At 62.9% G+C, this 13,124-nt stretch carries 10 protein-coding genes; 2 read left to right on the top strand and 8 right to left on the bottom strand.

Annotated features, from left to right (window positions below; all coding sequences use genetic code 11):
• The first annotated feature begins 68 nt into the window (after positions 1 to 68).
• Entirely contained in the window at positions 69 to 1,310 is a 1,242-nt protein-coding gene (locus ACOI7D_RS05555; RefSeq protein ID WP_065812446.1) for an LVIVD repeat-containing protein, read from the top strand.
• Between the two features lie 708 nt (positions 1,311 to 2,018).
• On the opposite strand, the gene mtnK is transcribed toward ACOI7D_RS05555, so the two are convergent.
• Complete coding sequence (gene mtnK, locus ACOI7D_RS05550) at positions 2,019 to 3,218, bottom strand: S-methyl-5-thioribose kinase (protein WP_044521578.1); 1,200 nt, start codon at positions 3,216 to 3,218, stop codon at positions 2,019 to 2,021.
• 101 nt (positions 3,219 to 3,319) lie between these two features.
• Between mtnK and mtnA the strand changes: the two genes are divergently transcribed.
• Complete coding sequence (gene mtnA / locus ACOI7D_RS05545; protein WP_109546552.1) at positions 3,320 to 4,348, top strand: S-methyl-5-thioribose-1-phosphate isomerase; 1,029 nt, start codon at positions 3,320 to 3,322, stop codon at positions 4,346 to 4,348.
• Between the two features lie 58 nt (positions 4,349 to 4,406).
• On the opposite strand, the gene ACOI7D_RS05540 is transcribed toward mtnA, so the two are convergent.
• From ACOI7D_RS05540 to codB, 7 genes are all read right to left on the bottom strand, one after another.
• The gene (locus ACOI7D_RS05540; RefSeq protein ID WP_109546551.1) at positions 4,407 to 5,675 is read right to left on the bottom strand and encodes a histidine phosphatase family protein; all 1,269 of its coding nucleotides are present in this window, start codon (positions 5,673 to 5,675) and stop codon (positions 4,407 to 4,409) included.
• 26 nt (positions 5,676 to 5,701) lie between these two features.
• Positions 5,702 to 7,060, bottom strand: coding sequence for an MFS transporter (locus ACOI7D_RS05535; protein WP_065812448.1), 1,359 nt, complete (start codon positions 7,058 to 7,060; stop codon positions 5,702 to 5,704).
• Positions 7,061 to 7,170: 110 nt separating this feature from the next.
• Positions 7,171 to 7,980 carry an inositol monophosphatase family protein gene (locus tag ACOI7D_RS05530; RefSeq protein WP_109546550.1) on the bottom strand — a complete coding sequence of 270 codons (810 nt, stop codon included), beginning with the start codon at positions 7,978 to 7,980 and terminating at the stop codon, positions 7,171 to 7,173.
• A 121-nt stretch (positions 7,981 to 8,101) separates the two neighbouring features.
• The gene (locus ACOI7D_RS05525; protein ID WP_072096504.1) at positions 8,102 to 9,058 is read right to left on the bottom strand and encodes a LacI family DNA-binding transcriptional regulator; all 957 of its coding nucleotides are present in this window, start codon (positions 9,056 to 9,058) and stop codon (positions 8,102 to 8,104) included.
• Positions 9,059 to 9,203: 145 nt separating this feature from the next.
• Positions 9,204 to 10,442 (bottom strand): cytosine deaminase, encoded by a 1,239-nt coding sequence (gene codA / locus ACOI7D_RS05520; RefSeq protein WP_048297026.1) that lies wholly within the window; start codon positions 10,440 to 10,442, stop codon positions 9,204 to 9,206.
• A complete protein-coding gene (locus ACOI7D_RS05515; protein WP_023288805.1) occupies positions 10,439 to 11,674 on the bottom strand; it encodes a PucR family transcriptional regulator in 1,236 nt (411 codons plus the stop codon). Before ACOI7D_RS05515 ends, codA begins: the two co-directional genes overlap by 4 nt.
• Positions 11,671 to 12,933: a cytosine permease gene (codB, locus tag ACOI7D_RS05510; protein WP_044521587.1), complete on the bottom strand. Its 1,263-nt coding sequence runs from the start codon at positions 12,931 to 12,933 to the stop codon at positions 11,671 to 11,673. Before codB ends, ACOI7D_RS05515 begins: the two co-directional genes overlap by 4 nt.
• Positions 12,934 to 13,124: the final 191 nt, after the last annotated feature.

Raw genomic sequence — 13,124 nt, 5'->3', positions numbered from 1 at the left:
AGAGGGGGAAAACCAACAGCGCCCGTAGGCCCGGTAAGCGCAGCGCCACCGGGCGAAAGGAATTCCCTATGTCAGCATTACCTTCCCCAGAATACAGCCGCAATATGCGGCTGATCGGCCATAGCGACCAGGGCGGTCGTCCGGACGGCGTCCAGCTGATGGTGCACCGCGGATTCGCCTATATCGGCCATATGGTGTCGCAGGGTTTTTCCGTGGTCGATGTTCGCGATCCGACCCGGCCCAGCACGGTCAACTATATTGCCGCGCCGCCGGGCACCTGGAACGTGCACCTCCAGGCGCATGACGATCTGCTGCTGGTGATCAACGCCCGGGATCTGTTTGCCGACGCCCGTTTTGCCGATGAGAAGGTGTACTACACCCGCTCGGTGGGTGACACGGTCAGCGATGTGCAGGACAAAGGCTGGAGCGCCGGGCTGCGCGTGTTTGATATCTCCACGCCGGATAAGCCGCGTGAAATTGGCTTTCTGTCGCTGAGCGGTATCGGCATTCACCGCATCTGGTACGTCGGCGGCCGCTGGGCGTATGTGTCCGCGCTGATCGACGGTTTTACCGACTACATCTTCCTGACCATCGATCTGGCCGATCCGCGTAAACCGCAGGTTGCCGGGCGCTGGTGGCTGCCGGGGATGCACCAGGCGGGCGGTGAAACACCGGACTGGCCGCAGGGTAAACGCTATGCGCTGCACCACGCCATTATTGCCGGGGATACCGCCTACGGCAGCTGGCGCGACGGCGGCCTGACGCTGCTGGATGTCAAAGACCGTACCCAGCCGACGCTGATTAGCCATCGCAACTGGAGCCCGCCGTTCGGCGGCGGAACGCATACCGCGCTGCCGCTGCCGGATCGCGATCTGCTGGTGGTGCTGGATGAAGCGGTGCTCGACAATCAGGAGGACGGCGAGAAGCTGATCTGGCTGTTTGATATTCGCGAGCCGGCGAACCCGGTGAGTATCTCAACTTTCCCACAGCCTGACGAAATCGACTATGCGGCGAAAGGGGCGCACTTCGGGCCGCATAACCTGCATGAGAACCGGCCGGGGAGCTTTGTCAGCTCAACGCTTATCTTCGCCACCTATCAGAATGCCGGCGTGCGGGCGTACGATATTTCCAACCCGTATCGTCCGCTGGAGACCGGGGCGCTGGTGCCGGCTGCTCCTGAGAGGATGATGGATACCCGTCCCGGCCGCCCGCGGGTGATCCAGTCCTGCGATGTGTTTGTCGATGCGCAGGGCATTATCTACAGCACCGATTACAACGGCGGGCTGTCGGTGATTGAGTATCTGGGGTGAGGACAAGGTAAACGCAAAAAGGCAATGACAATTGCCTTTTTCTCGCTGATGACAAACCTGTTTCGTTATTGTGCTCGCATGTCTGCCGGGTGGCGGCTTTCGCCTTACCCGGCCTACGAAAGACTGCAATATCAAACCGTCATGCGGTTATCTGTAGGCCCGCGCAAGCGCAGCGCCGCCGGGCAATCCCAGAAGAATGCACTTTTTAGGCTTTGCTCCCTCTCCCTGGGGGAGAGGGCCGGGGTGAGGGCAAGGTAAACGCAAAAAGGCAATGACAATTGCCTTTTTCTGGCTGATGACAAACCTGTTTCGTTATTGTGCTCGCATGTCTGCCGGGTGGCGGCTTTCGCCTTACCCGGCCTACAAAAGACTGTAATATCAAACCGTCATGCGGTTATCTGTAGGCCCGCGCAAGCGCAGCGCCGCCGGGCAATCCCAGAAGATTGCACTTTTTAGGGTTTGCTCCCTCTCCCAGGGGAGAGGTCTGGGGTGAGGGCAAGGTCAACGCAAAATTGTGCTCGCATGTCTGCCGGGTGGCGGCTTTCGCCTTACCCGGCCTGCGAAAGACTGCAAGATCAAACCGTTATGCCATTATCTGTAGGCCCGCGCAAGCGCAGCGCCGCCGGGCAATCCCAGAAGATTGCACTTTTTTAGGCTTTGCTCCCTCTCCCTGTGGCAGAGGGCTGGGGTGAGGGCAACAGGCCGCGCTCAGCTGTACTGGCGCACCCGCGCCAGCAGCTCGTCGATGCTGTCGATACGCTCGGCCAATACGATCAGCGCTTTGCCCAGGGTAATGGCGTGGCGCAGGCACTCATGCCGCATAGCGTCATCCTGGATAGTGTCGATATCCGCGACGTGCGACAGCCCGACGCTGCGGCGGATCAGTTCGCTGCCGCAGAAGCCGACCGCGTCCGCCCAGACCTTTTTCAGAAAGGCGGAGGCGTAGCCGGGGTAAGCCAGCGCCGCGTCGCGGGTTTTCTCCGCCGCCAGCGCCTGGAAGCGCTCGGCAAAGGTGGTCCACAGCTGGTGGATGTCGTTCAGCCGCTGCTCGCGTGCGGCGGCGGCGTCGCGAATGCCGAGCTGGCCCGGCAGGCCGCAGTAGTTCAGCAGCAGGTTGCCGATGGCGGTGCCGATATCGAAGCCGATGGGGCCGAAGTAGCCGAACTCGGCGTCGATGGCCTTCAGGCTGCCTTCGGCAACGAAAATCGACCCGCTGTGGATATCGCCGTGCAGCAGCGCTTCCGCATGGGCAAAGAAACGGTGCTTCAGCGCCGCCACCGCCAGCTTAAGCTGGGCGTCGTCGCGCAGGGCGGCGACATCGGCCTCCAGCTCCGCCGGGTAGTTATTGCGCGCGTGGATCTGATACGGGTCGTTAAAGAACAGATCCTCGGTGATCTCGCACATCGCCGGGTTAATAAACTGCGCCACCTGCGCCTTTTTCTCGTGGGGATGGAGATAGAAATCGCTGGTATGAAACAGCACCTGCGCCAGATAGTCGCCAAGCTGGCGGGCCGCCTGAGGGTAGTAGACGTTAGCGATAAGCTCCCCGCGCCAGATGCGGTGGTCAGAAAGATCTTCCATCACCATCACCGCCAGTTCGGGATCAAAGTGATGGATTTTTACCGTGTGCTGCGGGCTGTGCTGATAGTGGGCGACCAGGGTCTGCGCTTCCAGACGGGCGCGGTCAAGGGTCAGCGGCCAGGATTCGCCGACGCAGCGCACGTAGGGCAGGGCCTGTTTGACGATCGCCCGGCTGACGCCCTGGCGATCGAACACTTTAAACACCAGATTGAGGTTGCCATCGCCCACTTCCTGCGCGCTGACCAGCTCAGATGGGTTGTCGATGCCGGCGAACTGCTGCGCGTAAGCCACGGCGTCGTGGGCGGTGAAGGTATGGTATTGCGACATTGCCTCGATCCTCGAATTCTGATTAAGCCGTTCAGACGTCTATACTTCTGGATTTCATCCTGACACAATGTGATACAACAACGCAACAGGGATTTAACGACATGCAGACATTACAGACCACCAGCCTGCGGGTGAGTGAAAATCAGCTTTTTATTCTCGACCAGCAGGCCTTGCCGCAGGAAAAACGCTGGCTGGCGGCGGATAACGTTGCGCTGCTGGTGGACCATATTCACGCCCTGCGGGTGCGCGGCGCGCCGTTGATTGGCCTGTCCGCCAGCCTGCTGCTGGCCCTGCTGGCCCAGCGCGGCCTGAGCCGGGATGAACTCCAGCAGGCGCTGGAGACGCTGCGCGCGGCGCGGCCGACGGCGGTCAACCTGATGAATAATCTGGATCGCATGAAGCAGGCGCTGGCCCGGGAGGATTACCCGCAGGCGCTGGAAGCGGAAGCCCTGCGTCTGGTCGAAGAAGATAAACAGCTGTGCGACCGCATCGCTGAGGCAGGCAGTGCGCTGGTGAAGCCCGGTAGCCGTCTGCTGACCCACTGCAACACCGGTGGCCTGGCGACCGCCGGGGTGGGGACCGCCCTGGGCGTTATCGCGCTGGCGCACCGGCAGGGAAAGGTGGCCAGCGTGTGGGTCGATGAAACCCGGCCGCTGCTGCAGGGCGGACGTTTAACCGCGTGGGAGCTGGGTGAGCTGGGCGTGCCCTATCAGCTGATCACCGATTCAATGGCCGCCAGCCTGATGGCGCAGGGGCAGGTGGTTGCGGTGTGGGTCGGTGCCGACCGCATCGCCGCCAACGGCGATGTGGCGAATAAAATCGGCACCTATTCGCTGGCGGTATTGGCCCATTATCACCAGATCCCGTTTTACGTCGCTGCGCCGCAGACGACCCTCGATCGCCATTGCCCGAACGGGGCGGCCATCCCCATTGAGCAGCGCGCCGCGGCGGAAGTGACCGGGGTGGCGGGCAGCTTTGGCGCGGTACAGTGGGCGCCGACCGGGGCCGCCGTTTACAATCCGGCGTTCGACGTCACGCCTGCCGGGCTGATTAGCGGCTGGGTGCTGGACAGCGGGGTGGTCACCCCGGCGCAAGTTGCCGCCGGGGCGTTTGCGGCGGACCACGGATAGCGGACCCTGTGCCGGGCCTGGAAAAACGGTTTCCCGGGCCCGGGCAATCGCCAGGCCGCTACGGCAGGACCATCGCTACCACCGGGGCGGAGGGCCGGTCGATACGCTGACCCAGCGCAGTGATAGCCGCCTGGAAGGGACACAGCGTACCGACGTCGGTCTGACGGCAGCCCGGCTGACGCCACTCCTGACGCAGCATCGGGTGCTGCGCGTCCGGCGTCTGCAGACGACGCAGGTCGTCGAGGCCTTGCGCCTGGAAATAGACCCGCAGATAGCGTTCCCCGCTCTTCGCGTCGCGCCAGCGCTCCAGCACCAGGCTACTACCCGGCGGGATATTTCCCCGGCTGTAGCCCGGCAGCTGCCAGCTAAAGTTCATCAGCGTGCGCACCATGGCGATATTGGTGTCATGGGCCACCAGCAGCAGCCAGCGTACGTTCGGATTCGCCTCTGGTTTGACGCCGTCGAGCATGGCGTTGAGCAGCACCGACCCGCGTTTTTGCGCGGTATACAGCACATCGTTGCTCAGATCGTAGTTTTCCGTTAACAGCGGCAGCAGGGCGGTGATCTGACTGGCCTGGGCGATCTTGCCCCACGCCAGCTGGCTGAGAGGCAGGTTTTCACTCCAGCCGAGACGCAGCGTCTCCACCATATTGGCCATCACGCTCAGTCCGCTAATGGTGGTTTTCCCGCTTTTGCTCTGCTCGACCTGCCACGGGGTGTCGAAGACCGGGCAGGGCTTATCGGCCTGACAAACCGCCTGTTTCAAAAGCTGGATGGCCGGCGCCAGCGCCTGCCGACGCTGCGCCAGATCCCCGGCCTTCTCTTTTACCGCCGCCAGCTGGCGGGCGGGGTCGGTTTGCGTGGCGGCGAATTTGTCGGTCTGAAACAGCGGATCGGCGTCCCCGCTGACGTAATGGATAGCGACGCCGCAGCCGGGGAAGGCGCCATCCACCAGCGCCTGGGCGGTCGCCCGCGTCCGCTGCAGCGGGCTGGCGCGCACGTAAATCGACTCCGCCGTCGGGCATCCCGCCTGCAGCAGGCCAAGCTGGCGATAGTGCTGGCCTTCCTCACGCCCTTTATTGACCACGGCGGCATAGCCATGACCGGTGAGCTCGCCGTCATGGGTGGTCCACTCGGTCCACGGTCGTCCGGTGGCGGCCTCGATGGCTTCCCGGTTGCCGGCCGTCGGCGGACGAATCCCGTGGCGGCTAAGCTCCACCACTTTCTCCAGCTGCCAGTCCGCGGCGGCGGCAGATTGCAGCGCCAGCAGCGGCAGCGCGCAGGCGATAAACAGGCGTAACAGCCCCTGATGTCTTGCAGGCATCATATCTTCTTCCTTAATTCGTTAATCGGTTATGAGGAGAACGAGGTCTGCCGTTCGACGGCATGGCGCCGGGCGACGATGGCGGCAGTGGTAAAACAGAGTAGCGCGGAACCCAGACCGGTACCCACCCAGAACAGCGCCAACGTGCTGAAATCATACAGCGTTTTGCCGTTCTCAAGGATAGCCGTTTTATCAATAATGATCCCGGTGAGAAACTCGCCCAGGCCGGCGCCGGCGTAGCTGGCGATGCCGATGGTGCCGAGCGCGGCCCCCGCCGCTTTGCGCGAGGAGATATCGACGGCGATCAGCCCGCCGAGGAAGCAGGTCAGAGCGCCAATGGTTGCTCCGAAGATAATCATCGCCAGAATATCAGTGTAATAACTGTGCGGCGACCAGAGCATCAGGGCGAAGCCGGCGGTGTTCAGCAGGCTGATAAACCCGGCCATCACGCTGCGGTTGCGCGGGAAAAAGCGGTCGGAGAGCATGCCGGCGATGATGGTCCCGGCGATGCCGGCGATGGCGTTGACGCCAATAATCCCGGACGCCTCCAGCGTGGAGTAGGCTTTATCCTGCTCCAGAAAGAAGATCCCCCAGGAGTTGACGGCGTAGCGGTCGATGTACATAAAGGCGGAGGCGAGGGCGAGGGTCCACAGCGCCGGGTTGCGCAGCGCCAGCAGCTGGTTTTTAAACACCGAGCCGCGGGCTTCGGTCTCCTCCTGCGGTTCATCGCGGATGACGTTGATGGACGGGAAGCCGCTGCTCTGCGGCGAATCGTGCATGAACAGCACCAGCAGCACCACGCCGGCGGCGCCGAGCGCGGCGGTGGACAGGTAGCCCATCTGCCAGCCAAACCCGGCGATCACCGCGGCGATCACCATATAGGTGACGGCCTCGCCGATATTATGCGCCGTCGACCAGATGCCATAGAAGGTGCCGCGCTCCTTAACGCCGTACCAGCGCGCCAGCGAGACCGCGCAGGGGCCGACGCCCATCGACTGCGCCCAGCCGTTGATCCCCCAGAAGATGGCCAGCAGCAGGGCGTTGGTGGTCATCCCCATCATCAGGTTCATTCCGGCGCTGAGCAATAAACCGAGGCTCATATAGCGCACCACGTTGGCGTGATCGGCGATAAAGCCGTTGACCAGTTTGCCGATGGCGTAGCTGAAGAACAGGGTGGAGCCGATCATGCCGAGCTCCGTCGGGGTGATCCCCAGCTCCACCAGCGCGCTTTTGGCGACGGTGAACGATAACCGGCAGACGTAAAAGGTGACGTAGGCCAGGGTCATGGCGATAAAGGTTTGCCAGCGCACCCGGCGAAAACGGTGTTCATCAAACGCGGCGCCCGCTTTCGGCGGCGACGCCCGGAAAAAAGCGATAATTCCAGACATAGGTGGTTCTCCGCAGGTCGGAGGCCTGACTGATTGATGTGGTTCGTCCGTGAATGAAGTTATCGTTACTGTGTAGAGTACATAATCAGAAATAGCCTGACCCGTAAGGGTTAATTTAATGGTTGTAGGATCATCTTTTTCAGCTGCGGGTAGAGCGTCTGGCTGGCCAGCAGCAGCGGGTTGCCGCGCTGGAGCCCCTCCTGCGCCAGAAAATCGTTGCTGGCGCCGCCCGCTTCGCGCATCAGCACCAGCCCCGGCAGGGCGTCCCACGGGTTCATGTGCGGCTCGTAGTAGCCAATCAACCGGCCTGCCGCCGCCCAGGCGCTCATCAGCGCGCCGGAGCCGTTGCGGATAAACATGCCGCCGTCGCTGAGCAGCGCCTGCAGAAACGGCAGAAAGTCCGCCGGGGTGACGCGATGCGAGGTGCCGACGCCCATCACCCCCTCCCTGACCGTCGTCGCGGGGTGCGGACGGATCGGGGCGTCGTTGAGCCAGGCGCCATGGCCCCGCAGGGCGTGAAACAGCTCGCGATGGTTAGGGTCATAGACCACGCCGATGACCGGTTCGCCGTCGGCGACGATCGCCAGCGACAGGCACCAGGTGTGCAGGCCGTTGAGGAAACAGCTGGTGCCATCGATGGGGTCGACCACCCACAGCACCCGCGCGTCGGACAGGCGGGCGCCGCTCTCTTCGCCGAGAAAGCCATCCTCCGGAAACGCGCTCTGAATGCGCTGTTTCACAAAGGCCTCCACCCGCTTATCGGCCACGCTGACCACATCCTGCAGATCGTCGCCCTTATGGTCGACGGTCAGCGCTTCGCGTTGTTGATAGTATTCAAACGCCAGCTCAGCCCCCGCTTTCGCCAGCTCGCAGGCCAGGCGGTAGCGGGCCTGTAGCGCTTCTGATTCCTGAGATTGCATAGTGACTCCCTATTTTGCACACGTGTGCATTTTGCGTGAAAAAAACAGCCCCGAAGGGCCGAATGAGTGTGGCCGGGTTTCACAGAAGATTCTGTGATCGATCCAGCATAAAATGATTTTTTCATTTCGCGCTTTGACGAATAATTAGTTTCACCGGCACTTCGCGATGGCGCGAGGGCAGGCTGAAGCGGGCGATCCGCGTCATCAACAGATCCACCGCGTGGTGGGCCAGCAGGGCGGTATTCTGTTGAACGGTGGTGAGCTGATAGGGGCGCCAGTCCGCCTGCGGGATATCGTCAAAGCCGACGATGGCCGGTAGCGGGGCGGCGGCGGGGGCGTCCCGCAGGCCGTCCAGGGCGCCCAGCGCCAGCATATCGGTGGCGCAGAACAGGGCCTGCACCCCGGGGTTTTCAGCAACTAATTCTCTGGCGGCCTGGTGGCCGGCCTGATAACCGCCGCCGTCGCAGAAGCGGCTGGTTACCGTCATGCCCGACGTCTGAGCGATGAAAGCGTCATAACGCTGGCGGGTGCTGAAGTTCTCGCGATTTTCGCCAATAAAGCCAACCTGCCGCCAGCCTCGACGACTGAACAAGCCCGCCACCAGCTTCGCCCCTTGGGCGTTATCGCTGCACACCCGGTCGCAGCCGGCGAGGTCCGCATGACGGTTGATCAGGGTGACGGGGATCTTGCGCGCCAGGTACTCTTCCGCCAGCGACAGCGGCGGCGCGCCGGAGGTGATGATCACGCCGGCGACGTGGTAGCTCAGCAGCTGTTTAAGCGAAGGGGCGAGCTGCTGCGGATCGTCAGCGTTCATCAGCAGCGGCATAAAGCCGTTGAGCGCCAGCTGATGGACCAGCGGCGCCAGCAGTTTGCTGCGAAACGGGTTGTCGAAACCGGCGGTGACGATGCCGATAAAATTACTGCTGCCGGTGATCATCGTCCGGGCGATGATATTCACCTGATAGCCCAGAGCTTCCGCGGCGCTCAGCACCTTCTGCCGGGTCTTCTCCGACACCGAGGCGCCGGGGGTGAAGGTCCGGGAGACCGCCGAGCGCGAGACGCCGGCCAGTCTGGCCACATCCTCGGCCTTAATCCATTTTTTATCGCTCATCGTCGTTTCGCGCCGTCTGTTTTCCAGGAAGCCGACGCCCGGTCGGGCGTCGGTCACGCACACTGCCTGAAAAGGTATCACAGAAAGGCGCCGACGCGCAGCGCCTTGCGCCTTATGCCGGGTAGCGGATGTGCTCCACCTCACGTTGTAAAATCACCTTACCGTGGCGAATGGAGGTTAGCACCCGCGCCTGGCGGCGGACGGCCTCGTAGTCGTTTTCCGCATCGAGGATCAGCAGGTTGGCCGGGCGGCCTTCGGCGAGGCCGTAGTTATCGCCCAGACAGAGCGCCCGGGCGCTGTTGTCGGTGACGAAGTCAAGGCAGCGCTGCAGATCGTCATAGCCGAGCATATGGCAGATGTGCAGTCCGGCATCCAGAATGCGCAGGATATTGCCGTTCCCCAGCGGATACCACGGATCCTGAATCGAGTCCTGAGCAAAGCAGACGTTGATGCCGGCGCGATCCAGCTCCGCCACCCGGGTGACGCCGCGCCGTTTCGGCCAGCTGTCAAACCGGCCCTGCAGATGAATGCTTTCGGTCGGGCAGGAGATAAAGTTGATCCCCGAGGCTTTCAGCAGGCGAAACAGCTTCGAACAGTAGGCGTTGTCATAAGAGCCCATCGCGCAGGTGTGGCTGGCGGTGACCTGCGCCCCCATACCGCGCACCCGGGCCTCTTCCGCCAGCACTTCGAGGAAACGCGACTGCGGATCGTCGATTTCATCGCAGTGGACATCCACCAGGCGGCCATAGCGCTGGGCGAGGTCCATCAAAAACATCACCGAACTGACCCCTTTGTCGCGGGTGTTTTCATAGTGCGGAATACCGCCCACCACGTCGGCGCCCATCTCGATGGCGCGCGTCATCAGCCCCCGACCGTCGGGGTAGGATTCAATCCCCTCCTGCGGAAAGGCGACAATCTGCAGATCGATGAGATCGGCGGCCTCTTTTTTCACCGCCAGCAGCGCCTGCAGGGCCGACAGCGACGGGTCGGTGACATCCACATGGGTCCGGACGTGCTGGACGCCGAAATCGCGCAGCATGCCGATGGTTTTCAGCGCCCGCTGGCGGGTGTCCTCCGGGGTGATGCTCGCTTTGCGCTGGCTCCAGCGGGTGATGCCTTCAAACAGGGTGCCGCTGCGGTTCCACTCCGGCTCGCCCGCGGTGAGGGTGGCGTCAAGATGAATATGCGGCTCGACGAAGGGGGGGATCGCCAGCCGGCCCTGGGCGTCGATATCGCCGGCGTCGGCGGTCTGCATCGCGGTTTGGGCGGTCATGCGCTGAATCAGGCCGTCCTGCAGCTCAAGGGTAAACAGCGCCTCCTGGCGGCGCAGGCGGGCGTTAACAATTTTCATGGTTGGTCCTGTAAATGGTTTTGCGATAAACGCCAGATCACCAGCGCGACCGAGGCGTTGAGATGAAACTGAGGGTGGCTGACCGGGTAGCCGGTCAGTTTTTCAATACGCTGGATGCGCTGATGCAGGGTGTTGCGATGGAGACCCAGCCGGTCGGCGGCCCGCACCACGTTGCCGTTCTCCTGCTGCAGCGTCTCGAGGGTCTCCAGCAGCAGCCACGGCGCTTTACGGCCCGGCTCGATCAGGCAGCCCAGGGTGTCGTGCATAAAATCGTTGAGCAGCGCCGGGTCGCTGACCGCGGACAGCAGTTTGATAAACCCCAGCTGCTGATAGTCGCTGATCCGCTGGGTCGGCCGCAGGGTATCGCAAAGATCCAGCGCCTGTCGCGCCTGCGACAGCGCCCGCGGGTAGCCCTGCAGCTGCCTGACCGGCGCGGAAAGGCCGCAGAGCAGCGACAAACTCTCTTCCCCCTCCGCCAGCGTCTGCAGCCACTGCTGTAGCCACTTTTTCTGCTGAAAGCCTTCCCCCTCCTCATCCGGCAGCAGGAAAAGGAACATGTTGCTGCGCTCCAGCAGCGGGAAGGGGTTGCCCTGCTGGTTGAGCTGCAGCTGCAGCTGCTGGCGCACGCTGCGGTGGGCCTGCTGCAGCCAGGCTTCGGCCTGTTCGGGCGGAAACTGGCGAAACAGGCGGGACAGTCCCTCCAGGCGCAACGCCGCCAGCCGCAGCGGGCGGGTAAAATCGAGCTGCTGGTGGAGGGCGCGCTGGTGGAGCATCTGCAGGTCCGGATAGTCGCCAGTGACCAGCTGCATCAGGATGTCGCGCTGCGACTGCAGGGCGCTTTCGCTGCGGACCAGCGCGGTGCCGACCCGCTCGGTGACAATCACCATCTTCAGCAGGTAGGGCTGCTCGATCAGCGGAATGCCCAGCTCGTCGGCAAGGGCGATCAGCGTGGCGGGAATGGCGTGGATATAGGCCTCGCCGGTGAGGATCACCATCCCGGCGATGCCGCGCTGTTTGCCCTCCATCAGCAGCTGGATCAGGTTGGCTTCATCCCGGGGATGGTTGATGCCGGTGATAAAGACCAGCTCGCCGCCCATGATCCACTCGGCGATATGCTCATTTTCCGCTACGTAGTACCAGCGTACCGCCCGCTGCAGCCCTTGCTTTCCCGCCCGCAGACGCAGGGCGGAGAGTCCCTCAAGGGCCAGCAGTTCGCTGACCGTCAGGCTCATGGCTCCTGCTCCGCGACGGCGGCAGGCTGACGCTTGCTTAGCAGGGTCAGGGCGATATAGACCAGCGCGGAGACGGTGATCCCCACCAGCGGCGCGATCCACGGCGACAGATAAGCCACCACCGCGCCGGCGGCGTAGGCGCCGAGTCCCAGCCAGTTAAAACGCGGCAGGCGGGCGTTCTGCAGCAGGGGATAGCGTCCGCCGCGGGCGAACCAGTAGTCGGCGAGGATCACCCCGCCGATGGGCGGGATAATGCTGCCCAGCAGCACGAGGAACGGGATCAGCATTTCGTACATACCGCCAATGGCCAGCACAATGCCCACCCCGGCGGCGGCGAGGGTCAGCGTGCGGCGACGTTCGCTGCGCAGCAGATGGCAGGCGGCGGCGGAGACGTTATAGATGGTGGGGCCCTGGATGGTCAGTAGATTGAGACACAGCATGATCACCGCGGCCACCGACAGCCCCTGCAGGATCAGCACTTCGACGATATCGGCCTGTTGATAGACGATAGCGCACCAGGCGCCGGCGACGATCATCAGCCCGTTGCCGACGAGGAAGCTGCCCATGCTGGCGAGAATGGCGGTACGGCTGGAGTTGGCCAGCCGGGTCCAGTTTGTCGCCTGGGTTGCGCCGCTGGCGAAGGTGCCAAAGACCATGGTGATGGCCGCCGACCAGGTCATGGCGTCGCCTGGCGCAATGCGGGTCATCGCCTGCCAGCCGCCGGCGTGGCGCAGCGCCAGATACATGGAGACCACCAGCAGCACGAACATCAGCGGCACCGACAGGCGCGACAGCGCGTCCAGCCCCTTGTAGCCCACCAGCGCGGTGACGCAGAACAGAATGCCAAACAGCACCATCAGCGGCAGGGTCAGCGCCTCGGGCAGGGCGAGGATCTTCACCAGCGAGATAGCGACCGTGGCCGTCCCCCACGCGTACCAGCCCAGCTCGGCAAAGCCAAGGATAAAATCGGCCAGCTTGCTGCCGATCTCGCCGAAGCAGAAGCGGCCCATCAGCACCGTATTCAGGCCGCTGCGCGCGGCGATCCAGCCCAGCGATGCGGCATACAGGGCCAGCAAGGCGTTGCCGATGAAGGCTATCCACAGCAGATTGACGATGGAAAAGGAGACGCCGAGTTTACCGCCGGCGAACATCGTGCCGGTGAAAAAGGTAAAGCTGAATAACACCATGGCGATGGAAAATACGCCTTTACGTCCGGCGGCGGGCGCTTCGACGAGGGGAAAATCATTGCTGTTTGACATCCTGGAACCTCTGGCTGGTTAGATGGGCGGTGATAGCCGGAAGTAGCAAGAGATGTGCCAGGAAAAACCGGGCACGGGGAATAGCGCGCGGTGTGCAATATGCACAGTTATTGCAGGGTGCAGGGGGAGTAATGCCATTTTAGTGTGCATCCTGCCATGTTTTGCACCAGTCGGGGGCAGAGGAGAGCGGC

This window comes from Klebsiella sp. C360 (genome assembly GCF_048822415.1).
In the GTDB taxonomy this organism is placed as follows: Bacteria; Pseudomonadota; Gammaproteobacteria; order Enterobacterales; family Enterobacteriaceae; genus Klebsiella; species Klebsiella quasipneumoniae.
Note: the sequence above shows the minus strand (reverse complement) of the source record. Positions and strands in the feature narration are given on the sequence as shown.

What these genes read in the sequence shown, in the direction of transcription:
- ACOI7D_RS05515 (WP_023288805.1), bottom strand. Translation starts at nt 11,674, where the DNA reads ATGAGCCTGACGGTCAGCGAACTGCTGGCCCTTGAGGGACTCTCCGCC.
- codA (WP_048297026.1), bottom strand. Translation starts at nt 10,442, where the DNA reads ATGAAAATTGTTAACGCCCGCCTGCGCCGCCAGGAGGCGCTGTTTACC.
- ACOI7D_RS05530 (WP_109546550.1), bottom strand. Translation starts at nt 7,980, where the DNA reads ATGCAATCTCAGGAATCAGAAGCGCTACAGGCCCGCTACCGCCTGGCC.
- codB (WP_044521587.1), bottom strand. Translation starts at nt 12,933, where the DNA reads ATGTCAAACAGCAATGATTTTCCCCTCGTCGAAGCGCCCGCCGCCGGA.
- ACOI7D_RS05535 (WP_065812448.1), bottom strand. Translation starts at nt 7,060, where the DNA reads ATGTCTGGAATTATCGCTTTTTTCCGGGCGTCGCCGCCGAAAGCGGGC.
- ACOI7D_RS05540 (WP_109546551.1), bottom strand. Translation starts at nt 5,675, where the DNA reads ATGATGCCTGCAAGACATCAGGGGCTGTTACGCCTGTTTATCGCCTGC.
- ACOI7D_RS05555 (WP_065812446.1), top strand. Translation starts at nt 69, where the DNA reads ATGTCAGCATTACCTTCCCCAGAATACAGCCGCAATATGCGGCTGATC.
- mtnK (WP_044521578.1), bottom strand. Translation starts at nt 3,218, where the DNA reads ATGTCGCAATACCATACCTTCACCGCCCACGACGCCGTGGCTTACGCG.
- mtnA (WP_109546552.1), top strand. Translation starts at nt 3,320, where the DNA reads ATGCAGACATTACAGACCACCAGCCTGCGGGTGAGTGAAAATCAGCTT.